The 23475-nt window shown below is 70.9% G+C and carries 24 protein-coding genes and 1 pseudogene; 6 read left to right on the forward strand and 19 right to left on the reverse strand.

Annotation, left to right across the window (positions count from 1 at the left end; genetic code table 11):
* The first annotated feature begins 128 nt into the window (after window positions 1-128).
* Entirely contained in the window at window positions 129-539 is a 411-nt protein-coding gene (locus tag DA075_RS15415) for an MAPEG family protein (protein WP_099953980.1), read from the forward strand.
* A gap of 64 nt (window positions 540-603) precedes the next feature.
* Here DA075_RS15415 and recA read toward each other — a convergent pair whose 3' ends face one another.
* From recA to flgB, 10 genes are all read right to left on the reverse strand, one after another.
* Window positions 604-1695, reverse strand: a complete 1092-nt coding sequence (gene recA, locus DA075_RS15420; RefSeq protein ID WP_099907065.1) for a recombinase RecA — start codon at window positions 1693-1695, stop codon at window positions 604-606.
* Window positions 1696-1817: 122 nt separating this feature from the next.
* The gene (locus tag DA075_RS36595; protein ID WP_164712341.1) at window positions 1818-1994 is read right to left on the reverse strand and encodes a hypothetical protein; all 177 of its coding nucleotides are present in this window, start codon (window positions 1992-1994) and stop codon (window positions 1818-1820) included.
* A 285-nt stretch (window positions 1995-2279) separates the two neighbouring features.
* Window positions 2280-2504, reverse strand: a complete 225-nt coding sequence (locus DA075_RS15425; protein ID WP_099953981.1) for a hypothetical protein — start codon at window positions 2502-2504, stop codon at window positions 2280-2282.
* An 88-nt stretch (window positions 2505-2592) separates the two neighbouring features.
* Window positions 2593-5199: a cell cycle histidine kinase CckA gene (gene cckA, locus DA075_RS15430; protein WP_099953982.1), complete on the reverse strand. Its 2607-nt coding sequence runs from the start codon at window positions 5197-5199 to the stop codon at window positions 2593-2595.
* 195 nt (window positions 5200-5394) lie between these two features.
* Window positions 5395-6459 (reverse strand): flagellar biosynthesis protein FlhB, encoded by a 1065-nt coding sequence (flhB, locus tag DA075_RS15435; RefSeq protein WP_099953983.1) that lies wholly within the window; start codon window positions 6457-6459, stop codon window positions 5395-5397.
* A 4-nt stretch (window positions 6460-6463) separates the two neighbouring features.
* A complete protein-coding gene (gene fliR / locus DA075_RS15440) occupies window positions 6464-7237 on the reverse strand; it encodes a flagellar biosynthetic protein FliR (RefSeq protein WP_099953984.1) in 774 nt (257 codons plus the stop codon).
* Window positions 7238-7311: 74 nt separating this feature from the next.
* Window positions 7312-7578 (reverse strand): flagellar biosynthesis protein FliQ, encoded by a 267-nt coding sequence (gene fliQ / locus DA075_RS15445; protein ID WP_099953985.1) that lies wholly within the window; start codon window positions 7576-7578, stop codon window positions 7312-7314.
* Between the two features lie 16 nt (window positions 7579-7594).
* Window positions 7595-7900, reverse strand: a complete 306-nt coding sequence (gene fliE, locus DA075_RS15450) for a flagellar hook-basal body complex protein FliE (protein WP_099953986.1) — start codon at window positions 7898-7900, stop codon at window positions 7595-7597.
* 2 nt (window positions 7901-7902) lie between these two features.
* Window positions 7903-8313: a flagellar basal body rod protein FlgC gene (gene flgC, locus DA075_RS15455; RefSeq protein WP_099953987.1), complete on the reverse strand. Its 411-nt coding sequence runs from the start codon at window positions 8311-8313 to the stop codon at window positions 7903-7905.
* Between the two features lie 156 nt (window positions 8314-8469).
* Window positions 8470-8874: a flagellar basal body rod protein FlgB gene (gene flgB / locus DA075_RS15460; protein ID WP_099953988.1), complete on the reverse strand. Its 405-nt coding sequence runs from the start codon at window positions 8872-8874 to the stop codon at window positions 8470-8472.
* Window positions 8875-9129: 255 nt separating this feature from the next.
* Here flgB and DA075_RS15465 point away from each other — a divergent pair, with 255 nt between their 5' ends.
* Together DA075_RS15465 and fliP are read left to right on the forward strand one after the other, a co-directional pair.
* A complete protein-coding gene (locus DA075_RS15465; protein ID WP_099956613.1) occupies window positions 9130-10311 on the forward strand; it encodes a hypothetical protein in 1182 nt (393 codons plus the stop codon).
* 155 nt (window positions 10312-10466) lie between these two features.
* On the forward strand, window positions 10467-11240 hold the full coding sequence (gene fliP, locus DA075_RS15470) for a flagellar type III secretion system pore protein FliP (RefSeq protein WP_099953989.1): 774 nt from the start codon (window positions 10467-10469) through the stop codon (window positions 11238-11240).
* Here fliP and DA075_RS15475 read toward each other — a convergent pair.
* The 4 genes from DA075_RS15475 to DA075_RS15495 all read right to left on the reverse strand — a co-directional run bounded on the left by DA075_RS15475 (window position 11228) and on the right by DA075_RS15495 (window position 13495).
* Window positions 11228-11545 (reverse strand): hypothetical protein, encoded by a 318-nt coding sequence (locus tag DA075_RS15475; RefSeq protein WP_099953990.1) that lies wholly within the window; start codon window positions 11543-11545, stop codon window positions 11228-11230. The two genes, fliP and DA075_RS15475, sit on opposite strands and share 13 nt — an antisense overlap.
* A gap of 25 nt (window positions 11546-11570) precedes the next feature.
* Window positions 11571-12011 (reverse strand): hypothetical protein, encoded by a 441-nt coding sequence (locus tag DA075_RS15480; protein ID WP_099953991.1) that lies wholly within the window; start codon window positions 12009-12011, stop codon window positions 11571-11573.
* 198 nt (window positions 12012-12209) lie between these two features.
* Window positions 12210-12542: a hypothetical protein gene (locus DA075_RS15490; protein ID WP_099953993.1), complete on the reverse strand. Its 333-nt coding sequence runs from the start codon at window positions 12540-12542 to the stop codon at window positions 12210-12212.
* Window positions 12543-12595: 53 nt separating this feature from the next.
* Window positions 12596-13495 carry a DMT family transporter gene (locus DA075_RS15495; protein WP_099953994.1) on the reverse strand — a complete coding sequence of 300 codons (900 nt, stop codon included), beginning with the start codon at window positions 13493-13495 and terminating at the stop codon, window positions 12596-12598.
* Window positions 13496-13860: 365 nt separating this feature from the next.
* Here DA075_RS15495 and DA075_RS15500 point away from each other — a divergent pair, with 365 nt between their 5' ends.
* Window positions 13861-14742 carry a YihY/virulence factor BrkB family protein gene (locus DA075_RS15500; RefSeq protein WP_099956614.1) on the forward strand — a complete coding sequence of 294 codons (882 nt, stop codon included), beginning with the start codon at window positions 13861-13863 and terminating at the stop codon, window positions 14740-14742.
* A gap of 230 nt (window positions 14743-14972) precedes the next feature.
* Here the strand turns inward: DA075_RS15500 and DA075_RS15505 are convergent.
* Window positions 14973-16752: pseudogene (locus DA075_RS15505) on the reverse strand (glucan ABC transporter ATP-binding protein/ permease).
* A gap of 278 nt (window positions 16753-17030) precedes the next feature.
* Here DA075_RS15505 and DA075_RS15510 point away from each other — a divergent pair.
* On the forward strand, window positions 17031-17804 hold the full coding sequence (locus DA075_RS15510; RefSeq protein WP_099953995.1) for a motility protein A: 774 nt from the start codon (window positions 17031-17033) through the stop codon (window positions 17802-17804).
* Window positions 17805-17895: 91 nt separating this feature from the next.
* Window positions 17896-18726, forward strand: a complete 831-nt coding sequence (locus tag DA075_RS15515; protein ID WP_099953996.1) for an OmpA/MotB family protein — start codon at window positions 17896-17898, stop codon at window positions 18724-18726.
* A gap of 36 nt (window positions 18727-18762) precedes the next feature.
* Here the strand turns inward: DA075_RS15515 and DA075_RS15520 are convergent, their stop codons facing one another.
* From DA075_RS15520 to DA075_RS15530, 4 genes are all read right to left on the reverse strand, one after another.
* The gene (locus DA075_RS15520) at window positions 18763-19539 is read right to left on the reverse strand and encodes a class I SAM-dependent methyltransferase (RefSeq protein ID WP_099953997.1); all 777 of its coding nucleotides are present in this window, start codon (window positions 19537-19539) and stop codon (window positions 18763-18765) included.
* Window positions 19540-19709: 170 nt separating this feature from the next.
* Window positions 19710-19862 carry a hypothetical protein gene (locus tag DA075_RS36600; protein WP_164712343.1) on the reverse strand — a complete coding sequence of 51 codons (153 nt, stop codon included), beginning with the start codon at window positions 19860-19862 and terminating at the stop codon, window positions 19710-19712.
* 305 nt (window positions 19863-20167) lie between these two features.
* Window positions 20168-20698 (reverse strand): CAP domain-containing protein, encoded by a 531-nt coding sequence (locus DA075_RS15525; protein WP_414468123.1) that lies wholly within the window; start codon window positions 20696-20698, stop codon window positions 20168-20170.
* Complete coding sequence (locus DA075_RS15530) at window positions 20695-23334, reverse strand: DUF3772 domain-containing protein (RefSeq protein WP_099953998.1); 2640 nt, start codon at window positions 23332-23334, stop codon at window positions 20695-20697. Before DA075_RS15530 ends, DA075_RS15525 begins: the two co-directional genes overlap by 4 nt.
* Between the last annotated feature and the right edge of the window lie 141 nt (window positions 23335-23475).

The following is a 23475-nucleotide window of genomic DNA, read 5'->3' on the forward strand; positions in this document are numbered from 1 at the left end:
CGGCGGGCGGCCCGCGGATGCATTCGCGTGTCTTTAGTCACGCGTTCCCCCCGTGTCGAGGCGGGGCAGCGCCGCTATGTGACGGCGGACAAGCGCGGCTGTTCGCGCCCGCCAGGATCCACGCCCCGATGACCGAAGACATCCGCCTTCTCGCCTTCTCGGCCGCCCTCGGCTTCGTCCACATCGTCGCCGCCTCCGCCGCCGGGCTCGGCCAGCGCGGCGGGCTGGCCTGGGCGGCAGGCAACCGCGAGAGCGAGGGCGAGGTCACCGGCGCCGCCGCCCGGCTGCAGCGCGCCTCCAAGAACTTCTTCGAGACCTTCCCGCTCTTCGCCGCCCTGGTCCTGGCGGCGGCGGTCTCGGGCCGGCAGGGCGGCGCGGTGGCGTGGGGAGCCCAGCTCTATTTCTGGGCCCGGCTCCTCTACCTGCCGATCTATGGCTTCGGCATCCCGTGGATCCGCACGCCCGTCTGGGGCGTGGCGATCGTCGGCATCGGCTTCGTGTTCGCCGGGCTGTTCGGCTGGGCCGGGCCGGGACTGTAACGGAAAAGAGCCGCCGCGCTCGTCGCGCGGCGGCCCCGGATGTCGTCAGGACTGATCCGTCGGATCAGGCACTGCCCTCGTCGAGATCGTCGGCCGTCGGCGTGGCGTTCTCGAGGATCCGGTCGGCGACCAATCCCGAATTCTGCCGGATCGAGGCCTCGATCTTGTTGGCGATGTCGGGGTTGTCGCGCAGGAAGCCCTTCGAGTTCTCGCGGCCCTGGCCGAGGCGCTGGCTGTCGTAGGAAAACCAGGCGCCCGACTTCTCGACGATGCCGGCCTTGACGCCAAGGTCGATCAGCTCGCCGACCTTCGACACGCCCTCGCCGAACATGATGTCGAACTCGACCTGCTTGAACGGCGGCGCCACCTTGTTCTTGACCACCTTGACCCGGACGCTGTTGCCGATCGGCTGGTCGCGGTCCTTGAGGGTCGAGATGCGGCGGATATCGAGCCGCACCGAGGCGTAGAACTTCAGGGCGTTGCCGCCCGTGGTGGTCTCGGGGCTGCCATACATCACGCCGATCTTCATCCGGATCTGGTTGATGAAGATGACCATGCAGTTCGAGCGCGAGATCGAGCCGGTGAGCTTGCGCAGGGCCTGGCTCATCAGGCGGGCCTGGAGGCCCGGCTGCTGGTCGCCCATCTCGCCCTCGATCTCGGCCCGCGGGGTCAGCGCCGCTACCGAATCGACCACCAGCACGTCGATGGCGCCGGAGCGCACCAGGGTGTCGGTGATCTCGAGGGCCTGCTCGCCGGTATCGGGCTGCGAGATCAGCAGATCGTCGAGGTTGACGCCGAGCTTGCGGGCATAGACCGGATCGAGGGCGTGCTCGGCATCCACGAAGGCGCAGACGCCGCCCTTCTTCTGGGCCTCGGCGATGGTGTGGAGGGCAAGCGTGGTCTTGCCGGAGGATTCCGGCCCGTAGATCTCGATCACGCGCCCGCGCGGCAGGCCGCCGACGCCGAGCGCGATGTCGAGGCCCAGCGACCCGGTCGAGACGACCTCGACCTCCTGCACCTTGTCGCCCTTGCCGAGGCGCATGATCGAGCCCTTGCCGAAGGCGCGCTCGATCTGGGCGAGGGCGGCGTCGATCGCCTTCGACTTGTCTTTGTCCATGGTCGGGTTTTCCACCAGTCGCATCTGGGGCTGAGCCATCTCGGCGGGTCCTTATGGCAGGAGGGGCGGCAAGTCTCAATCGCGCGGCTGGGTTTTACGTACTCGTTTTGTTCTCATTCGGCAAGGGCGGGCCGGAGAATCGTTGTGAGATTCCGGCGCGCTCAGGCACCCGCGAGGAAGCGCGTGAGGTTGGCGGTCGAGCAGGACGGCCAGCCGGTTCCGGCGAAGTCGCGGCGGTGGCTCGCGATGTCGGCGTCGAGGAGCCAGCCGCAGAAGGCGAGCGTCGCTCGTCGACCCGTTGCGGGACGCGACGGCGTCGCACAGGACGCGCGCCGCATCCTCGACGCGGTCAGAGTCATACGAGGCGTCGATGACATCGATGCCTGCAAGGATCACCTCGGCGTGCCCTGGTGCTCCCGCCGGGAGATCCGAAACGCCGCCCAGGACGCGTCGAACCTCCTCGGCGACACGTGCGGATGTCGCCACGGCTCTTCGGTCGGCGAGCGAGTCGACAATCGATGCGGAACGGGGCCCCAGGGCGGCGCTCAAAATAATGGTGGTATCGACGACCAACATGCTGGAAGGCCGCCGCCGAGGAAGACTCGTGGCGGCCAGCTTCTCCGTCACTCGGCGCCGCGCTCGGCCAGGAGCCGATCGATGGCGGCGTTCTCTTCCGGCGAATATTTCTCCGCACCCGCCCGGACCTCAGCCATCACCCTGCGCATGCACTCCGGAGACGCACGGTGAATCGGCAGCAGGATGCCGACGGTCGCAGCGCCGTTCTTGATCGGCATCGCATGCGGCAGCGCCTGGATCGCGCCGGCCGACATCTTCTGGAGTTCGCGCATGCTGATCGCGCTCTTTGTGGCCGCCTCCGCGTTCCATACAGGGATGTAAGCCCGGCGGGCGGCCACAAGGATGCGACCCGCGCAGCCCTCACCCCGCCATCGTGGTCTTCACCGTCTCGACGAGTTGCTTGAGGCTGAAGGGCTTGGGCAGGAAGTTGAATTCCTCGCCGTCGGGCAGGTTCTTGCGGAAGGCGTCCTCGGCGTAGCCGGAGACGAAGATCACCTTGAGGGCCGGATGGGCCTTGCGCAATTCGCGCAGCAGGGTCGGGCCGTCCATCTCGGGCATCACCACGTCAGAGACGACGAGGTCGACCGGCACGTCGCGCTCCTGCATGATCTGCAGCGCCTCGAGGCCCGAGGCCGCCTCGAGCACGGTGTAGCCGCGGGCGGTGAGCGCCCGGCCGTTGACGGCGCGGACCGGATCCTCGTCCTCGACGAGCAGGATCGTGCCGCGGCCGGTGAGGTCGCGGGCGGGCGCCTTCGGGGCTTCCGCCGCGGGCGCGGCCGCCGTAGCGGCCGGGGCGGTTCCGGAGGCGGGCGGGGCGAGCGCGGGCAGGGCCTCGGGCGCCTCCGTCTCCGGCACCGGTACGTGGCGCGGCAGGTAGATGGCGAAGACCGTGCCCTGGCCGACGGTCGAGCGCACGTCGATGTAGCCGCCCGACTGCTTGACGATGCCGAACACCGTCGACAGGCCTAAGCCCGTGCCCTTGTTGACCTCCTTCGTCGTGAAGAACGGCTCGAAGATCTTTTCCATCACCTCCGGGGTCATGCCGGTGCCGGTGTCGCTGACCTCGATCAGGACGTGGTCGGCGCCCGGCAGGCCATTGAGGCGCAAGGCCCCTACAGCCTCCGCGGTCATGTTGGCGGTGCGGATCAGCAGGCGCCCGCCGTCCGGCATCGCGTCGCGGGCATTGACCGCGAGGTTCACGATCACCTGCTCGAACTGGTTGACATCGGCCTTGACCGGCCAGAGGTCGCGGCCGTGCTTGAGGTCGAGCTCGACCCGCTCGCCGAGCAGGCGCTTGAGCAGCAGGGTGAGGTCAGAGAGGGCCTCGCCGAGGTGGATCACCTCCGGCCGCAGGGTCTGGCGGCGCGAGAAGGCCAGCAGCTGCCGCACCAGGCTGGCGGCCCGGTTGGCGTTCTGCTTGATCTGCATGATGTCCTGGAAGGCCGGATCGGTCGGCCGGTGGCTCGCCAGCAGGAGGTCCGAGTAGCCGATGATCGCCTGGAGCACGTTGTTGAAGTCGTGCGCGATGCCGCCGGCGAGCTGGCCGACCATCTCCATCTTCTGGGCCTGGTTGACCTGCTGCTGGAGCTGGTGCTGGGCCGTGGTGTCGAGGGCGTAGAGGATCACCGCGCCCTCCGCGCCACCGGCGGTGCCGGCGGGGCTGAGCCAGATCCGGGCCGAGCGGTTGACCGGCGCCGAGACCCCGATCTCGACCGGCGGCACGTCACCCCGCCCCTCCGCCGCGGCCCGCGCCGCGGCCTCGATCACGTGGCGGTCGCGCTCGACCACGAAGTCGCGCACCGGCGGCCCCAACTCGCTGCCGTCGCCGGTGCGCGGCAGGGTGCCGAACAGCCGGGCGAAGGAGGCGTTGGCGCGGACCAGCCGCCCGTCGGCGGCGAGCGTCGCCACCGCGACCGGGCTGGTGTTGAAGAAGCGGTCGAAGCGCAGCTCGGCCGCCTGCTGCGGATCGTCGCTGCTCTCCTCGCCGGCGGAGCGGTTGAGCACCAGGGTGCGCGAATCCCCGGGCCGCCCGTCCTGGCCGTAGGCGACGCGGTGGTAGAGCCGGGCCGAGAGCGGGTGGCCGTTGCGCCGGCGCAGGTCGAGGTCGAAGCGGTCGGTGCGGACCTCGCCGGGCTCGCCCTTGCCGCCGATCAGGACCGGCCCGAGATCGTCGGGCAGGATCTCGGACAGGCGCAAGCCTCCCGAGCCGACCTGCGCCAGGTCGTGGCCGAGCCAGGCCGCCAGCGTCGCGTTCATGTAGACGACCGAGCCCTTGGGATCGACCGCCATGAAGCCGGCCGGGGCGTGATCGAGGTAGTCGATCGCGTGCTGGAGCTCCTGGAAGACGTTCTCCTGGCGCTCGCGCTCATGGGTGATGTCGGCGACGCTCCACAGGGCCACCGGCCGGCGCGGCAGCGGCAGCGGCCGCACGCCGATGCGGAACCAGGCGAAGTCGCGCTCCGCCGCCCCGCCGGGCGGGGGCGCCATGCGGATCTCCTCCGACAGGGAGCGGCCCTCGCGCGCGGCTTGCGCGAGGCGGTAGACCGCCTCCGAGACCTCCGGCGAGCCGACGAAGACCCGCTCGACGGGGCGCAGGTTGGTGAAGGTGTCGCTGCCGGCGAGCTTCAGGTAGGCGGCATTGGCGTAGATCGGCCGGCCGCCCTCCTCCATGGCAATCATGCCGTCGGGCGCGGCATCGACCACCGCCTTGGTGACGTCGTTGCGGGTGCCCTGGCCGGTGAGCTGGATCGCCCCGATCGCGAAGGCGAACAGGCAGAACACGCCCGCCATGGCCAGCAGCGCCAGGAGGCCGAGGATGATCGGCTGGGCCTGCTCGTTGGCGACGAAGCTCAGGCCCACGGCCGCGCCGACCAGGAGGCCGGCGAGCAGCAGGAGCAGGCTGACCCGGCCGGGCCGCTCGGAGCGGTCGAGGGCGGCCTCCGCCGCGGATGAGCTCAACTCCGGCATGTCGCCTCGACACTCCCCAGGGGCCGGCCGTGGAAGCCGGACCCCAATTCTGCGGCCCTGGAGGCCGGTCTCGTCCGATCCCTAGCAGGCGCGGCGTTTCCGTGGAATGAACCCGGTTCGTTCCGGGGCCGGATCCGCCGGATCAGTGCTTCGCACGACACGGCCGCCGCGGACCAGGCGCAACGCTCACAAGGCTCAGTGGCGCCGGCGCAGGCGCAGCACGTAGCCGATCACCTCGGCCACGGCGCGGTAATGCTCGGGCGGCACCGCGGCGTCGATCTCGACGGTGGCGTGGAGCGCGCGGGCCAGCGGCGGGTTCTCGACCACCGGCACGCCGTTCTCGCGCGCCACCTCGCGGATGCGCAATGCCAGCGCATCGACGCCCTTGGCGACGCAGACCGGGGCGGCCATCCCGGCCTCGTAGCGAAGCGCCACCGCGTAGTGGGTCGGGTTGGTGACGACCACGCTCGCGCCCGGCACAGCCGCCATCATGCGCTTCTTGACCCGCTGCATGCGGATCTGGCGCATGCGCCCCTTCACCTCCGGGTTGCCGTCCTGCTCCTTCAGCTCCTCCTTGAGCTCCTGCTTCGACATGCGCAGGCGCGCCCGCCAGCGGAAGCGCTGGTAGAGCGCGTCGCCGAGGGTGACGACGACGTAGGCTGCCAGCACCGCGCCCATCAGCCGCAGGCAGAGCGCCAGGGTGGCCTGGAGCACGCCTTGCGGCTCGAGCCGCGCGAAGGCTTCGAGCCGGTCGCGGTCGCCCCACAGGACGAGGCCCGCGGCGACGCCGACGAGCAGGATCTTGACGACGCCCTTGCCGAACTGGAACCACGCCTCGGGGCCGAACAGCCGCTTGGCGCCGGCCATCGGCGAGACCCGGCTCCACTTGGCCGCGAGCGTCTCGGTGGTCCAGACCAGGGGGTGCTGGACGAGGCCGCCGACGAGGCCCGCCGCCGCCACCGCGCCCATCGGCACCGCGAGGGCGAGCAGGCCGGCGACGAGCGCCCGGCGGCCGAAGGCGAGGTAGCCGGCCGGATCCGACGGCACCTCGTGCAGGTGGGCGAGCAGGCCGCGCAGGTCGGTCAGCAGGCCGCGGGCGAGGGGCGCCGCTCCGACCATCAGCACCAGCGTGAAGGCCCCGAGCATCAGGAAGGTGTTGACCTCCTGGCTGGTGGCGACGTCGCCCCGCTTGATCGCGTCGTCGAGGCGGCGCTGGGTCGGGTCTTCGGTGCGGTCTTCCTGGTCGGCCTGCTCCGACATCCCCTCACGCCCTCCCGAGATCGGCCAGGAAGCGGCCGAGATCGTCGACGAACACGCCCATGATGACCCCGATCGTGGCCAGGAAGACCAGCATGCCGATCAGGATCGCGGCCGGGGTGGCGACGAAGAACACCTGCATCTGCGGCATCAGGCGCGAGAGCACGCCGAGGCCGAGGTTGAACAGGATGCCGAAGGCGATGAAGGGCGCCGAGATCTGCACCGCCAGGGTGAAGCCGCGGGCCACCGCCCGCACCGCGAAGGTGGCGGCGTCGCCGGTCGCCGGCACGCCGACCGGCGGCATCAGGGCGTAGGAATCGCGGATGCCCGCGAGGGCCAGGTGGTGCAGGTCGGCGGCGAGCACCAGGGTGAGGCCGAGCAGGCTCAGGAAGCTGCCGAGCGTCGCCTGCTGGTTGCCGAGCGAGGGATCGACCGTCATCGCGTAGGCGAGGCCGAGCTGCTGGGCGATGATCGTGCCGGCAGTCTGGAGCGCGGCGATCACCGCCCGCACGCTCAGGCCCAGCACCAGACCGACCGCGATCTCGCCGATGAGCACGCCGATCAGGGCCGCGCCGGGACCGCCCGGCTCCGGCCCGGTTCCCCCGGGGAGCAGCGGGCGGGCGACCGGGAACAGCACCAGCGACAGCAGCAGCGCGAAGGCGAGGCGCAGGCGCGGCGTCACCATCGCCTCGCCGACGCCCGGCATCAGCATCACCAGCGTGCCGACCCGCGCGAAGGTCAGGAGATAGGCCGAGGCGAGGCCGGGCAGGAGGAGGTTCACGTCCGGGCCGAATCGGGGAACGGGGAAGTCGGACTTCAGGGATACTCGAATTTGCGGCGGGAATCCGCGCCCGCTCAGCCGCCCGCGGCGATGCGGGCGGCGATCCGGGTCATGTAGCCGGCGAGCGCATCGCCCATGAAGGGCAGCATCAGCATCATCGCGGCGAGGACCGCGACGATCTTCGGCACGTAGATCAGGGTCTGCTCCTGGATCTGGGTCAGGGCCTGGAACAGCGAGACCGCCAGGCCGACGACCAGGGCGACGACCATCGGGGGGCCGGCGACCTTCAGGAAGGTGACGATGCCGTCGCGCGCGACGTCGAGGATGGCGAGACCGGTCATCGGCGCCAACGATTCCTTAAATCTGCATCCGCATGATGTCCTCGTAGGCCGAGATCACCCGGTCGCGCACAGCCACCAGGGTCTGGAGGGCGGTCTCGCTCTCGGCCACCGCCGTCACCACGTCGACGACGTTGGCCTTCCCGGCAGCGACCGACATGGCCTGGTCGTCGGCGCGCTTGCCGGCTTCCGCCACGCCGTCGAGGGCGGAGGACAGGAGCTGGGTGAAGCCGGCCTCCCCCGCACCGGCGATGCCGGAAGTGGGAGCGCGACCCATGGTCTGGATGGCCGCGTAGGCGCCGGCCGCGAAAGCATTGGTGGTCATGGTCAGGCTTTCAGGATGTCGATGGTGCGGGACACCATGCGGTTGGTGAGCGTGACCATGTTGAGGTTCGCCTCGTAGGAGCGCTGGGCCTCGCGCATGTCGACGGTCTCGACCAGGACGTTGACGTTGGGCATGCGCACCGTGCCGTTGGCGTCGGCGGCGGGGTTGCCCGGGTCCTGCTTGGAGCGGAACGGGCTCTGGTCGCGGCGCACACGCCCGAGATCCACCACCGACGCGTCGAGCTCGCGGTCGACGTGGTTGCTGAAGGTCGGGATCTTGCGCCGGTAGGGCTCGGCAGCGGCGCTGGTCGGCGCCGAATCCGCGTTGGCGATGTTCTCCGAGATCACCCGCATCCGGCCGGACTGGACCTTGAGCCCGGAGGCTGCGATGCCGATCGCCTTGTTGAAATCCATGGAACCCACCTCGGGTCGGGCTGACGATGCAATGGGGAAGGGCCGGCCGTGGCAGGCCGGGACGGCGGGGACGCGACGAAAGGGCCTATTCGGCGAGAGAGCCTGCTTGACGTGCGCAGTCGACTTGCCGCTTACAGTCTACTTGCCGGGCGCCGTCTACTTGCCGACCGCGATGCGCAGAGTCTGCAGGCTCTTGCGGTAGAGGAGGCTGGCGAGCTGGTAGTCGCCCTGATTGTCGGCCGCCTTCAGCATCTCGTCCTCGAGGCTGACGGCGTTGCCGCTCGGCATCATCTCGAAACGCGTGCCCGTCCGCTCCTCGGGCGGGGCGGCCTGGCCGGTGCCGGCGAGATGCACGAGGCTGGTGCGCTCCAGGCCGACCCCCGGCAGGCCGGCGGCCGCGAGGCTTCCGTCCGGACGGAAGCGCGGCGCCTTGAGCTCGCGGGCCCGGAAGCCGGGCGTGTCGGCATTGGCAACGTTCTCGGCCAGGACCTTCTGGCGCGTCTGCTGCCATTGCATCCGGTTGCGCAACATCGCGACGAGGGGGAGATCGGTGACCGACACGGGCGGGCCTTCCGGGTTTTGACCGGCACAATCTGCCTAGCGCATGGTTAAAACCTGGTTAAGACGAACCTGCCCGTGCGTCCGGCGCGGCTCGCCCGCAACGCCTCTCAAACCTGTTAACGATATGTAAACGTCCCCTGCGCAGGCCCGGCATAGCCGTGCTAGAAGGCTTCCCATCGTCGGCGTGCCCCGCGTGCGCCTCATTTGAGAGACCGCGCTTTGCTCTCCTCGATCCTCGGGACGGACGGTTCGCCCTTGCTCTCCTACCTGATCGTCTTCCTGATCATGGTCGTGCTCCTCAGCCTGTTCGCTTTCGGGGCGAAACGGTTCGCGCGGGGCCGGCTCACCCTCGGGAACAATGGCGGGACGGGCCGCAGCCGGCAGCCGCGGCTCGGCATCGTCGACATCTACGAGCTGGACCGGCAGCGCCAGCTGATCCTGTTGCGGCGCGACAACACCGAGCACCTGCTGCTGGTCGGCGGGCCGAACGACGTGGTGGTCGAGCGCAACATCGTGCGGGCCGGCACCGCCCGGGTCACGGCAGAGCTGGCCGACCGGACGGAGCCCGAGGGGCCGGACGCCCCGCTGCCCCTACCGGCGGGCACCGAGCCGGCCCCGCTGCCGCCGCCCTTCCCGGAACCGGAGCTGACGCGCGCGCCGGAGCCCGAGCGGGTCGCGGCCGCCTTCGCGCCCACCCCGCGACGGGAGAGCCCGGCCCGGGAGATGTCCGCCCGGGAGACCTCTGGACAGGAGACCTCTGGCTCCGAGATGCCAGCCCCGCAGCCGCCGCCCGAGCCGGCCCGGCCGGCCTCGCGCTTCAACGCATCGCGCCGGGTCGAGCCGCCGAGCCTGCGCGCCGCCCGCCAGACGCCGCCTCCCCTGGAGACGCCGCTCCCCGAGGTGCCGCCCTTCGCCGCTCCCGTCCCGCCGGTGATGCCGGTGCCCCCGTCGATGCCGGAGGCGGTCCGGCCGCCCGAGCCGGTTCCGGCCCCGGCCGGCACCCGCGGGACCGAGCCGCGCAACGTCGATGCGGCGATCCTCAACGACATGGCCCGCCAGCTGGAAGAGGCCCTGCGGCGTCCCTCCTCGGCCGTTGCGCCGGCCCGCCCGGCCGCTTCGGTGGCGAGCCCGCCGGCGGTGCAGGTCCCGCCCGAGCCGGCCCCGCCGCCGCCTCCCCCGCCCGAGCCCGAGCCCGAACCGGAGCCCGCGCCGCCGCCTCCGCCGGAGCCGCCTCCCCCGCCGCCCGAACCCGAGCCGGCCCCGCCGCCCCCACCGGAGCCGGAGCCGGTCCCGGAACCACCGCCGGCGCCCCCGCCGCCACCGCCGGAGCAGCCGGCCCCGGCCTCGAAGCCGGCCTCGGTCCAGAACCCGTTCTCGGTCGAGGAGATCGAAGCCGAGTTCGCCCGTCTCCTCGGCCGGCCGCTCGACAAGCGTTGACCATCGGGCACCCAGGGTGCCCGTACCCAAGGATCACGCGCGCAGGATTCTCGCGCTCAAGGCTGTTGCACCGGAACCGCGCCCGCCCGCCCTCGCAGGGGCGAGGCGGGCGCGGCGCTTGCGGGCCGCCACCGCACAGCCCAGGGTGCGCCGCCATGGCGCCCCCGACTCCCCGCTCCTTCCTCCCGATCCGCTCCCTTCTCCCGGCTCTCTGCCGCACGGCTTTCGCCCTGCTGTTCCTGTCGGGCGGGACGGCGCTGGCGCAGAGCCTGACGGTCGATCTCGGCCCCAGCGGCGGCGTCACCGAGCGGGCCTTGCAGCTCGTCGCCCTCATCACCGTGCTGGCGCTCGCGCCCTCGGTCCTGGTGATGGCGACCTCATTCACCCGCATCGTGGTGGTGCTGTCGATCCTGCGCTCGGCTCTGGGCACCCAGACGGCGCCGCCGAACGCGGTGATCGTCAGCCTGTCCCTGTTCCTCACCGCCTTCGTGATGGCGCCGACGGCGCGGGAAGCCTACCGCACCGGCATCGAGCCGCTCCTCGCCGGGCAGATCCAGCAGACCCAGGCCTTCGAGCGGGCGAGCCAGCCGTTCAAGGCGTTCATGCTGCGCAGCGTGCGCGAGAAGGACCTGCGGCTGTTCCTCGACCTGGCCCAGGCAGGGACGCCGGCGACCCCCCAGGCGGTGGGTCTCGAGGTGCTGACCCCCGCCTTCATGATCTCGGAGCTGCGCCGGGCCTTCGAGATCGGCTTCCTGCTGTTCATCCCGTTCCTGATCATCGACCTCGTGGTCGCGTCGATCCTGATGTCGGTCGGCATGATGATGCTGCCGCCCGCCACCGTGGCGCTGCCGTTCAAGCTGATCTTCTTCGTGCTGGTCGACGGCTGGACCCTGGTGGCCGGCTCCCTGGTGCAGAGCTACGGCGGCTGATCGGCCGTCTTCTCTCGCTCCTTCGGACCTTGGCCGCGTGGAACGAGGCGCAGGGCCTGCCCGGCGAGGTGGGCCGGCACGCCGCGGCGCACCAGCCGGTCGCGCCGGGCCCGGCGCGCGAGCGCGGCCGCCCGCGCCTCCGCGGCGTCGAGGAGCGGCTGCGCCCAGGCCTCGAACCAGGCGCTCTGCACCGTCAGGCCGAGGAGGACGAACTCGCAGGCCAGGACCCGGTAGGCCGCCGCGAACCGTCGCATCTGGTCGTCGAGGGCGGTGACCGGGTGCGGGGCGGCAGGCGGCACGGTCACCGGGCAGCAGAGCGGGACGGTGAGGTCACCGCAGGACGGCGTCGGGAGCCGTGCCCTCCCGGCCCGGCAAGCCGACCCCGCTCAAGACGGCGTCGATCACGTGCGGGTCGAGAACGGACTGCGCGGGCGCGATCTCGGCAGGTGGAATCACCGTCTCCTCCGGCATGGCGTCCGCCGGCACGGGGCCGCCCGGCAAGGAATCCCCTGGATTGTACGGCCGGTTGTAGCAGACGCAGATCGCACGCCAGAACGCCGCACGCTCCACGGGCGTGAGCCGGCGCAGGCAGGCATCGAGGGCCTCCTGGCCGGCGCGGGCGAGGTGCTCGCGCGCGCCGGCATCGAGACGATCGGGACAGGCGGAGGCCGCGAGATCGATCGGGCGCAGGTCCGGGTCGGGCAGGATCGGCGGAGGCGGCGAGGGATCGCGGGCTGCGGCGATCGTATCGGGCACGGTCGGCTCGGGCACGGCACGGCTCCCTGACGGTATTCCACGACAGGTCTAACGCCCAATGTCCCGCTTCGATCCAGACTGGCCGTCAGGGTTTGGAGACGCCGCCGACGGAGGCCGGGACACGCTCCGTCACGGCTCCGGCAGACCCCGTCAGGGCTCCGGCAGACCCCGTCACGGCTCCGGCAGACCCCGTCACGGCTCCGGCAGACCCCGTCAGGGCTCCGGAAAGAACGGCGGCGGGATGTTGTAGATCGGCAGGTTGGTGTTGCGCGGCAGCCAGGCGTGGAACACCGTACCATCCGTCTCGCCGTAGGAGACCGGCCGGACCGGTCCGCCGCGGAGCCGCACGAGGCCAGGACGGTGGTGCGGGCGGACGGCTCGCGCGACCGGCCGGTAGGCCGGCGCGTCTCCCATGCGAACCCGGCCGTAGCCGGCTTGTGCGGACATGACTCGCGCCGCCCGGTACGCGTCGGGATCGCCATCCGCCGCCGCGGGAGCGGCGAGCGCCAGGATCATCAGGCCGGCGGTCAGGGCGGGGCGCAGCATGCGGGCTCTCTCCGAAGCGCCGCCAGCCTAAGCCTCCGAATCCCACCAGGGGCTTAACCGCGGCTCGCGATCGCCACGCCGACCACCGCCACCACCATGCCGAGGAGCTGGACCGGCGCCAGGGTCTCGCCGAACAGCCCGAACGCCATCGCGGCCGAGACCGGCGGCACGAGGTAGAACAGGGCGGCCACCCCCGCCACCGCCCCGCGTCGGATCAGCCCGAGCAGGATCAGGATGCCGCCGACCGACAGGCCGAGCACCGCCCAGGCGAGGCCGAGGAGCAGCGGCGCCGAGAAGTCGAACTCGCCCCGCTCGGTGAGGAGCGCCAGCGGCAGGGTCAGCAGCAGGGCACCGACGAACTGCGCGGCGGCATTGGTGCGCAGATCGACGGCGGCGGCCGTGCGCTTCTGCCACAGGGTGCCGAGGGTGATGGCGATGGTGCCGCAGAAGCACACGCCCAGGGCCTCCGGCGGGATGCCGCCGGCTGCCCCGGCCGCCCCGATCCTGGGTGCCAGCACCAGCCCGGCGCCGACGAGGCCGACCGCGATGCCGAGCCAGCGCAGAGGCGAGACCCGCTCGCCGAGGAGCGGTCCGGCCACCGCCGCGGTCAAGAGCGGCTGCAGGCTCGCCACCAGGGCGGCGATGCCGGCCGGCAGCCCGCGATGCACCGCCCAGAACACCGCGTCGAGGTAGAGGCCGTGGATCAGGATCCCGGCCACCATCGCGTCGCGCCAGCCCCGCCAGCCCCGGGGCCACGTCGCGCCGGCCGCGAGGGCGATCCCGGTCAGCACGAGCGCGGTGAGGCCGAAGCGCACGGCGAGGAAGGTCAGCGGCTCGGCATGCGGCGCGATCAGCCGCGCCACGACGAAGCCCGTGGCCCAGATCAGGACGAACAGGCCGGGCGCCAGGCGGGCGGGCCAGGATGCATCGTACAGGGGCAGGAGGCGGCTCATGATGCCTGCGCATCGAGCACGAGCGCGGCGGTTCCGCAACCGGAACCTTGGCCATCCGTCTCGCCTGCCGCGACGGACCCCGGCGGGTCGGACAGCCCGCCGCCGGACCGGCGGCCTCGCGCCGTGCTCCGAAGGACGCGGCCGCGGGAATTCTTGGGCCCCGGCTTTTCAGGACGGGGGCGCGCGCTCTACCTGAGGCGACGGCTCCGCCGGCTGGCAAACCGGCCGGAGGGGAAGACCGTCTGGCGCAGGGTCACCGGCGTCGCGGGATCCATCGGAAGGCCCAACGTTCGAAAGGCCCGGATTCGGAACGCCCAAAATTTGAATCGCCCGTCGTCGTCCAGCCCGAGAGCCCGCGCGCCGTGATCCGTCCCCGCACCGCCCTGGAGATCGCTGCCATCGCGGCCCAGCGCTTCGTCGCCCATGACGGCTGGGCGATCGCCAGCCACATCGCGCTCTCGCTCCTGACCTCGCTGTTCCCGTTCCTGATCCTGCTCACCGCGCTGGCCAGCGTGTTCGGCACCAAGTCGCTCGCCGACGAGGCTGGCAACCTCCTGTTCGAGATCTGGCCGAGCGAGGTGGCGGGACCGATCGCCGGGGAGGTCCACCGGGTGCTGACCGAGCAGCGCGGTGGCCTCCTCACCCTCGGCGCGGTGCTGGCACTCTACTTCTCGTCGAGCGGGGTCGAGAGCCTGCGGGTCGGGCTCAACCGGGCCTACGGCCTGCGCGAGATGCGGCCGTGGTGGCTGACCCGCCTCGAATCGATCGGCTACGTCATCTGCGCCGCCTTCGCGATGCTGGCCTTCACCTTCCTGGTGGTGCTCGGGCCGCTGGTCTGGCGCGGCCTGGTGCTGGTGGCGCCGGGGCTGGAGCCGCTCGGCCTGACGATCGCGGTCGGCCGGGTGACGGTGACGGTGCTGCTGGTGGCGGGCGTGCTGGTGATCGCCCACAAGTTCATCGCCGCCGGGCGCCGGCCGGTGCACATGGTGCTGCCCGGCATCGCCGTGACCCTCGGCCTGTGGGTCCTGGCCGGCCTCGGCTTCGGGATGTATCTCGACCGGTTCTCGAGCGCCTACGTGTCGACCTATGGCGGCCTTGCGACCGCGATGGTCTTCCTGGTCTTCGTCTACTGGCTCGCCGCGATGTTCCTGTTCGGCGGCGAGATCAACGGCACGGTGATCGCCGCCCGCCGCCGGAGGCTTCAGGCCCGGGCCCAGAGCCGGCGGGACACGGTCAAGCTGATGTAGGGGAAGCGCCGGGCTCTGCCGATCTGGGATCCTCGACGTCCACCCCACTCTCCATCGCCCATCCCAGGGCCGCGCAGCGGAACCCGAGATCCCATGAACGCTGAGCCTTCAGGATGAAGCGGGGCGCGCTCCGCCTCGTTTCGGCATCGTCAGCGTTCATGGATCCCGGGTTCTCGACGAACCTCGCCCCGGGATGACGCAAAGGTGTGATGGGGCGGGGTAGGCCCGCCTCACGCCGCCAGGGCGTAGTCGTCGGGCTCCGGCTCGGCTGCCATGAACTGGGCCCGGGCGAGTTCGGCGAAGCGGCCGCCCTCGGCCACCAGTTCGTCGAAGGTGCCGCTCTCGACGATCCGTCCCTCGTGGAAGACCAGGATGCGGTCGGCGTCGCGGATCGTCGACAGGCGGTGGGCGATCAACGAAGGTGGTGCGTCCCTCCATCACCGCCTCCAGGGCGCCCTGGAGCTTGCGCTCGGTGGCGGCGTCGAGCGCGCTCGTCGCCTCGTCGAGGATCAGGACCGGCGGGTTCTTCAGGAGCGCCCGGGCGATCGAGAGCCGCTGGCGCTCGCCCCCCGAGAGCGAGCGGCCGCGCTCGCCGATGACCGTGTCGAGCCCGTCGGGCTGGCGCGCCATGAATTCCGAGGCCTGGGCCCGCTCCAGCGCGTCGAGCATCTCGGCGTCGGTGGCGTCGGGCCGGCCGACCTGGAGGTTCTCGCGGATCGAGCGGGCGAACAGCATCGGCTCCTGGAACACCACGCCGATGTTGTGGCGCAGGGACGAGAGGGCGATGTCGCGAAGGTCCTCGCCGTCGATGCGGATCGTGCCGGCATCGGGGTCGAAGGCGCGGTGCAGCAGGCCGAGCGTCGTCGACTTGCCCGACCCCGTCGTGCCGACGAGGGCCACGGTCTCGCCGGCGCGGGCCGTGAACGAGACCCCGTCGAGGGCCGGGCGGCGACCGTCATAGGAGAAGCGCACGTCCTCGAACGACACGTCGCCGTCGAGCCGCGCCACCGCCTTGGCGCCGGGCCGGTCGTGGACGGCGGGCACGGTGTCGAGGATCTCGAAGAATTCCTGCATCTTCGGCGCCTGCAGGAAGACGCCGTTGACGAAGGCGACGACCTGATCGAGCCGGGTGACCAGCATCGTGGCGAGGCTCATGAACGAGACCACGTCGCCGACGGTGGCCATCCCGTGGCCGTGCAGCACGATGCCGGTGACGAAGATCGCCGTCATGGTCAGGGTCGCCGAGGCGCGGGTGGCGACCGAGGCGAGCGCCCACCAGGACAGGACCGGGATCTGCGCGGCGAGCAGGTCGCGGATGATGCCGTGCATCGCCTCCTTCTCGGCCTTGGCGCGGGTGAAGGACTGGATCACCGCGACGTTGCCGAGGGCGTCCGAGGCGTGGGCCGCGAGGCCCGAATGATACGCCTCGACCTTGCCCTGGAGGGACTCGGTGCGGCGCAGGACGAAGGTGGTGAGCGTGGTGAACACCACCATCAGGGCGACCAGGATCGAGCCGAGCTGCCAGTTGAGGAACAGCGTCAGCGGCAGCAGCACGACGAGGGAGACGAGCGCGGCGCAATGGTCGCGGAAGAAGCCGAGCCAGGTCGCCGCCATGCCGCTCGTCCCCTCCAGCATCGCCTTCAGCACCCGGCCCGAATGATTGGCCGAGTGGAAGGCGAGCGGCAGGTCGAGGACGTGCTCGAAGTAGTTCGCCATGGCCGAGAGCCGGCTGCGATGGGCGAGCCGGTCGGCATGGAGCGCGATCAAGACGCCGGCAGCGATCGAGAACAGCCCGAAGGCCACCCAGGCACCGACGAGGACGAGGAGGCCGGACGTGCCGGCGCCGCCGGCCGGCAGGTTGGTCAGTCGGTCGATGATGCGGCCGAACAGCACCGGCTCGGCGAAGGCCGCCACCGCCAGGGCGACGTTCGCGGCCGCCAGAAGCACCCCGAGACGCAGATCGGGCCCGAGCTGGCCCATGACCCGAACATAGAGCCTGATCAACCGCATGGACGGTAAATCCTGATGAGATGCCCTTGTGATGCGGCCCGGGCGCTCGCCCGCCGCCTGCCCCGCGCGCGGCCTGTTGTGGCGGCCGTTCGATCGCATGCCCCCTCTATGACCGATTCTCGCTGAACGGCGCATGACGGCGTCGCGGCGAAGGGGCGGCATTTTTACCGTTCGTTGAGCCTGTTCGCCGTAATCTCCGGACCAGGACACACGCGACCGTCCGGTGACGCGCCCCGCGAACGGGGTCGCGCGACGGCGCATGAAGGGGCCGAGCTCAGATGGATATCGCAACCGGCGCCGGCCTCGTCGGCGGCATCGCGGTCGTGTTCGTGCTCATCATGATCGACGGCGGCAACTTCGCCGCCTATTTCGACAAGCACGCGGTGATCGTGATCTTCGGCGGCGCCACCGCCGCCACCATGCTGCGCTTCCCCTTCTCGGTCATCGTGCACGGCGTGCCGATGGGGCTGCGCTACGCCTTCAACATGCGGGCGATCCGGCCGCGCGAGCTGATCGACGAGATCACCAAGATCGCCGACGTGGTCAAGCGCCAGGGCCCGATGGCGATCGAGAACCTCGAGATCTCGGACCCGTTCCTGGCGCAGGGCGTGCGCTACATCGCCGACGGCTACGACCGCGAGTTCATCCGCGACACGATGGAGCGCGACCGCGACAACTTCCTGATGCATCTCGACGAGGGCTCGAAGGTGTACCGCGCCTTCGGCGACTGCGCCCCGGCCTGGGGCATGATCGGCACCATCCTCGGCATGGTGACGATGTTCGCCAACATGTCCGACCCCTCGAAGCTCGGCCCCGCCATGGCGACCGCTTTGCTCGCCACCCTCTACGGCGCGCTGATCGCCAACATGATCACCCTGCCGATCGCCGACAAGCTGCACGTCAAGCTCGAGGAGGAGGACGTCTCCCGCACGCTCATCATCGACGGGGTGCTGCTGATCCGCGACGCCAAGAGCGCCTCGCTGGTGCGCGAGATGCTGATCGCCTACCTGCCGCACAATCATCGTGACGAGATGGCCGCCGAGGCGGCGTGACCCACCGCGACGAGACGGCCGCCGAGGCGGCCTGAGCAAACGCCCCTGAACGAACGCCGACGTGTGAGCGCCCGTCGAGGAGACCTGAGCGGTGGCTAGAAAGAAGCGCGGCGCCCATGGCGGCCACGGCTGGTTCGTGACCTTCGCGGACCTCATGGCGCTGCTGATGAGCTTCTTCGTGATGATCGCGGCCTATTCGACGCAGGATCAGAAGAAGCTCCAGCTGGTGGCGGGCTCGATGCGCGACGCCTTCGGCAACAACCGGGAGTCACGCTTCGCCGGCATCATCGAGAAGAACGGCCTGCCCGCGGCGACCAAGCTGCGCGACACCCGCGACATCGCGCCGGAAAAGTCCTCCGACCGCGTCGAGCCGCCCACCCCGGACGAGGTCCTGGCCGACGGCGTGCAGGACAATGCGTACAAGGATGCGTTCGGCCTCGCCGTGACCTCCCTGCGCCAGGCGCTGCAGGACCTGCCGGAGATCGCCGAACTGTCGAAGAGCATCGTGATCGAGGTGACGGCGAAGGGCCTCGACATCTCCCTCGTCGACCAGGACAACCGCTCGATGTTCCCGGAGGGCTCAACCCGGCCGAACGACCGCACCCGCCAGGTGCTGGAGCGGATCGTCCCGACCCTGCGCCGTCTGCCCAACCGCATCGCGGTGACCGGCTACACCGCCGCCGACCGCCCCGGCCGCCGCCCCGCCGCCCCGCCCTGGGAGCTCTCCGCCGGCCGAGCGGTCAGCGTGCGCGAGATCCTGGCCGGGAGCGGGCTGCCCGGCGACCGCTTCGCCGCCGTCTCCGGCAAGGCCGACACCGAGCCGCTGTTTCCCGACAACCCGTACCTGCCGGCCAACCGCCGGGTGACGGTAACGCTGCTCAACGAGGCGCCGCCGACGCCGCGGGGGGTGGGCTTCCCGTAAAGGATGCGAGCCGGAAAGTCGCGCCGGGATGGGTGGTCACGGCGCGGCGCGGCGGAGGCCCGAGAGGACGCGGATGTCGTTCCGGCGGCAGGTTTCCTCCTGGCTCGGTTCCGCCCATCCGAGGTCGGACACCGCGTAGCCGCACGCCTCCATGGCCGCGGCGACCTCCTGCGTCGGGGATCCGTAGACGCCGTGAGTCTCGACCAGCAGCACGCGCGGACGGATCGTCATCTCACGGACGATCCCGATTTCGGCTCCCTCGCAATCGAGCTCGAGCACGTCGCAGGGCGGAAGCTCGGCGGCAGGCAGCACCTCCCCTCGCCCGGTGATGCTCCCATACACGGCGATGGACGAGCCGACGACGGCGTGCCGGACGGTCAGGTTCCCGACCCCGTTCAGCGCCGCCGTTCTGCCGACGAGCCGGCAATTGTCCAGGCTGCCCTCGAAGCACGTGACAGGGCCGGACGGGCCCGTGAGCAGGGCGGCATTCACCGCCGTGACGCCGATGCCGCCCCCGATCACGACCACGCGGTCTCCGGGCCGGACATGGGCACCGAGACCACCGACCAGGGCCGCCTCGTAGCTCGAATTGCCGCTCGGATCGGTCATCCACCACGGGAGCCAGGCGCGGGGGACGTACCGGTCGGCGACGGTCAGGCCATTGCAGGTCAGCACCCCGCCGAGGCGCGCCGGCCCGGAGACCGGCAAGAGCGGACGGACGCCGCGCCGATAGGCAAAGCCGAGCCCACGGCTCGCGAGGTTGCGCAGGCCGTCCTGGCGCAGAATCCGGACCACCTTCGAGAGCCCCCGCATCGCCGACCCTGCCCTTCCCCACCGAGAGAGTTTCCGACGACGTGGATACCGGTCCGGCGGAGACGAGCCTAGAGCAGCACCCGGTCGCGCTGCGATCGGGTGCTGCTCCAGATCCTTGATGTTGCCGCATCTCCTACGACGAACCGGTACCCACTTCGTCGGAAAAGGCTCTAGAGCTTCGAGATCGCCAGGATCGCCAGGGCGACGACCAACGCCGCGATGCCGATACGTACGAACGGCCGCAAGGAGTGGGTCTCGCGGTGCGGCTCCGCGGTCTCGTAGTCGTCCCAGATCGCGTCGCGGAAATGGGGCTGCGTCGCCATGCGTCATCTCTCCATTCAGCGACATGACGTAAGGCAAGAGAGGTCGCCCGATAAACTCCGTCCTTTCCGCAAGGCGAACAGATCCTTAAAGTCCCGCATCCCGGCCCGTGCGACGCATGAGCGCGCGCCGCGCCCCTCGGTCATCACCGCCGCAATCCTGGGCTCCAGAACAGCTGGCCAGACCATATGACCAAGATACATGACCAACACACTTGGCCAAGACCCAAGACACTTGGCCAAGACAATCGTCCCTGCTTCGGGACAGGCTCCGGCCGACCGCACGATCGGCCTGCCCGCCCGGCGGCCTACTTCGCCACCAGCAGCGCCCAGTACACCTTGTACTTCGACCCTGGCGCATAGGCCGTCGCGATCCCCATCCGGGTCGCCGCGGGATCGAGCATCACGGCGTTGTGGGACGGGCTGTCGCGCCAGCCCGAGAACGCCTCGGCCAGGGTGTGGTAGCCGGCCGAGAGGTTGGCGGCCGGCTCCGGGTAGCCCATCCGGGCCGCCACCGTCTTGACGATGTCGGCCTGGCTCGGCCGGCCGGCGGCGGCCATCGCGGCGGTCTCGGTCTCGGCGAGGCGCTGGAGACCGGGATCGAGGGCGAGCGGCGGCAAACCCTTGTTGCGGCGGTAGGCGGCGATCATGTCGCGGGCCGCGCCTGCGTCGATCTGCGCACCGGCTGCCGACATCGGCCAGTACAGGCTCGGTCCCGCCGCCCCGGTCGACACCCGCGTCGCCTCGGTCGCCGAGCAGGCTGCGAGGGCGAGCGGCAGGGCCAGGAAGACCACTCGCTTGAGGGCGAGGCGCTTCGACGCGGCGGGACGGAGGTTCACGGCACGGTCTCGGGGGTTCGGCGACGCTCGGCCTCGGGCTCGTTGCGGGCCTCGGGACGGAAGGCGGCAGGATTCGTCATGCGGGCGATCTGCCCCATGGCATCCTGCATCGCGTCCAGCCCCTGAACCGTGACGATGCTCGCACCGGGTCCGAGATTGGGGATGAGACCCCCGTCCGACAAGGTCTTGAACACCGCGAAGTTGAGGTCGCTCTGCACCTTCGCTTGGGAGCCGACGTCGCTGATCATCGCGATCAGCTCGAATTCGAGGAAGGGATCGCCGATCTTGCGGAAGACCACCCGCGGCGGCGGCTCCTTCAGCACCTCCGGATGGGCCTTCGCGCAGCCGACGATCAGCTCGGCGGCGTGGACCGGGTCCTGGTTACGCAGGACGCTGACGGTGATCGTGACCCGGCCGGTGCGGTCGCCGCGGACCCGGTTCTTCACCACGCCGGAGATCAGGTTCGAGTTCGGCACGATCACGGCCGAGCGGTCGAAGGTCTGGATCTCGGTCGAGCGCACGCTGATGCGGCGGACATAGCCCTCGTTGTCGCCGATCACCACGAGGTCGCCGACCCGGATCGGCCGCTCCCAGAGCAGCAGCAGGCCGGAGACGAAGTTGTTGACGATCGATTGCAGGCCGAAACCGATACCGACCGACAGGGCGCCGGCCACGATGGTGAGCTTCTCCAGGCTGAGGCCCAGATAGGAGAAGGCCAGCGCCAGGGTGAGCAGGAAGCCGACATAGCCGCTCACCGTCGAGATCGAGTTGCGCAGGCCCGGATCGAGGTCGGTGGCCGGCAGGTAGGTGTTCTCGAGCCAGCGCTGCACCGCCCTGGTGATGACGAGGCCCAGCGTGAACAGCCCGATCGCGATGGCGATGGTCGAGAGCGAGATCGTCACCCCGCCGACGGTGAAGCCGAAGAACGCGGCCTGCGCCCAGGTGAAGATGTCGGTCGAATCGACGCCCCAGGAGGCGAGCAGCAGCACCCCGGCGGCGGTGAGCAGCAGCACCCGGACGAAGCCCGAGATCAGCACCGCGATCTGGTTCAGCGAGCGCTTGCGCAGGCCCGTATTGGCCTGGAGGGCCGTAGCGATGCGCGAATCGTCCTGGAGGGCCGAGCTCACCACGGCGTCGATGCTCGCGATCGCCAGGTAGAGGATGGCCGCGGCGATCGCGGTCCACATCAGCTGGTCGATCAGGAACGACGACAGGGCGATGTAGCCGACCAGCGCCGACACGCCGATCGCCGCCACGACGATCCAGCCGAGGATGCGCAGGGGACCGCCGATGCCGGCGGTCGATTCGGCGGCGATGTAGGGCCCGAGGCAGGCCTCGTCGGTGTCGGCGCGGGCCGCGAACCGGCGCAGGCCCTCGGCCAGCACCACGGCGACCACCGCGGCGAAGACCCCCTTGGTGACGATGGTGACCGGCAGGCTGAGCGAGAAGCCCTCGTTCAGCCCCTCGATGGTGCGGCCGACCGCGATCACCGAGGCGATGGCGATGATCAGGCGGTTCAGCCGCTCGGCGGTGGCGTCGGTCATCGCGACGAGGCGCCAGGCCGGGCGGTCGGGCGAGAGCAGGGCGTCGGCCATCGCCTCGACGACCGCCACGAAGGCCAGCGAGGCGACGATCCGGTGGGCTGCCGGCAGCAGGCGCACCGGCAGGAGCTCGGTCACGTCGAGGGTGTAGCCGACGAGGAAGCTGCCGAGCACCGCCGGCACCGCGCCGACGAGGAAGACCCGCCAGGCCGCCATCACCCGGGCGTAGCGGGTCGGCTGCGCGGTCTTGGACGAGCGGTGGCCGATCCGCGGGGCGATGTGCCGGCGCCCGACATAGAGCGCCACCGAGACGCCGATCGCGAGCGCGAGCAGGAACAGGTTGAGCGCCGTGCCCCGGCGCTGGACCTGGGTGACCGAGTCGTCGAGGGAGGATTTCAGCGCCCGCAGGTCGCGGGAATAGTCGCTGGTGGCGCGCATCCACAGGTTCGGGCTCACCAGGCCGTCGGTGCGCTCGAACAGGGCGCGGGTGAAGGCGGCGCGGCGGCGGTTGCTGATCTGGTCGGTGATCTGCTCGCTCTGGACCAGGAGCGAGCGGGCAAGCCGCAGGGTGTCGTCGATCTCGGCGACCCCGGCCTCGCGCTGGGCCCGCTCCTGCGCCACGTCGGCGCCCTCCGGCTCCTTCGGCTTCGGCCCGAGCTGGTTCAGCCGCTCCTTGGCCGCGTCCAGCCGCGGCCCGAGATGGTCGACCACCTGGCGCAGCCGGTCGGCCACCGGCGGGATGCCCTCGCGCAGGAGGACGAGATCGTCCTTGTTCAGCTCGCGGTGGGTCAGGGCCTGCTCGCGCTGGTCGAGGTCGGCCTTCTCGGCGTCGAGCTGGGCGCGGATCTGCTTGATCTGCTCGGAGATCGGGGTCTGCGGCGGGGGTTTCGGCGGCTCCGCCGGCGCGGCAGCGGGCGCGGCGGGAGGCTGGCCGGCGGCGGGCTGGGCAGGCTTGGTGTCACCTTTGCCGGCCGGTGCCTGAGCCTGCGCGACCGTGGCCCGCTCCGGCTTCGCCACATGTCCCTGCGCCGCCGCGAGCCCGGGGCTCAGCAGCGCGGCCGCCAGGGCGATCGTCCATCGGCGAAGCTGTCTCATGCGCAATCCTTCTCACCCGCGTCTCAGGCTCGTCTCCCGGCAGCCCGGCCTGGCCATGACGAGGCGGCCCGGCTTGAACGGCCGGCTTCCCTCGCGATGGGTCGGTTCGAGCCGTCTACCTAGGTCATCCGCCCGGACGAG

The sequence above is a fragment of the Methylobacterium currus genome (assembly GCF_003058325.1).
Classification (GTDB): Bacteria; Pseudomonadota; Alphaproteobacteria; order Rhizobiales; family Beijerinckiaceae; genus Methylobacterium; species Methylobacterium currus.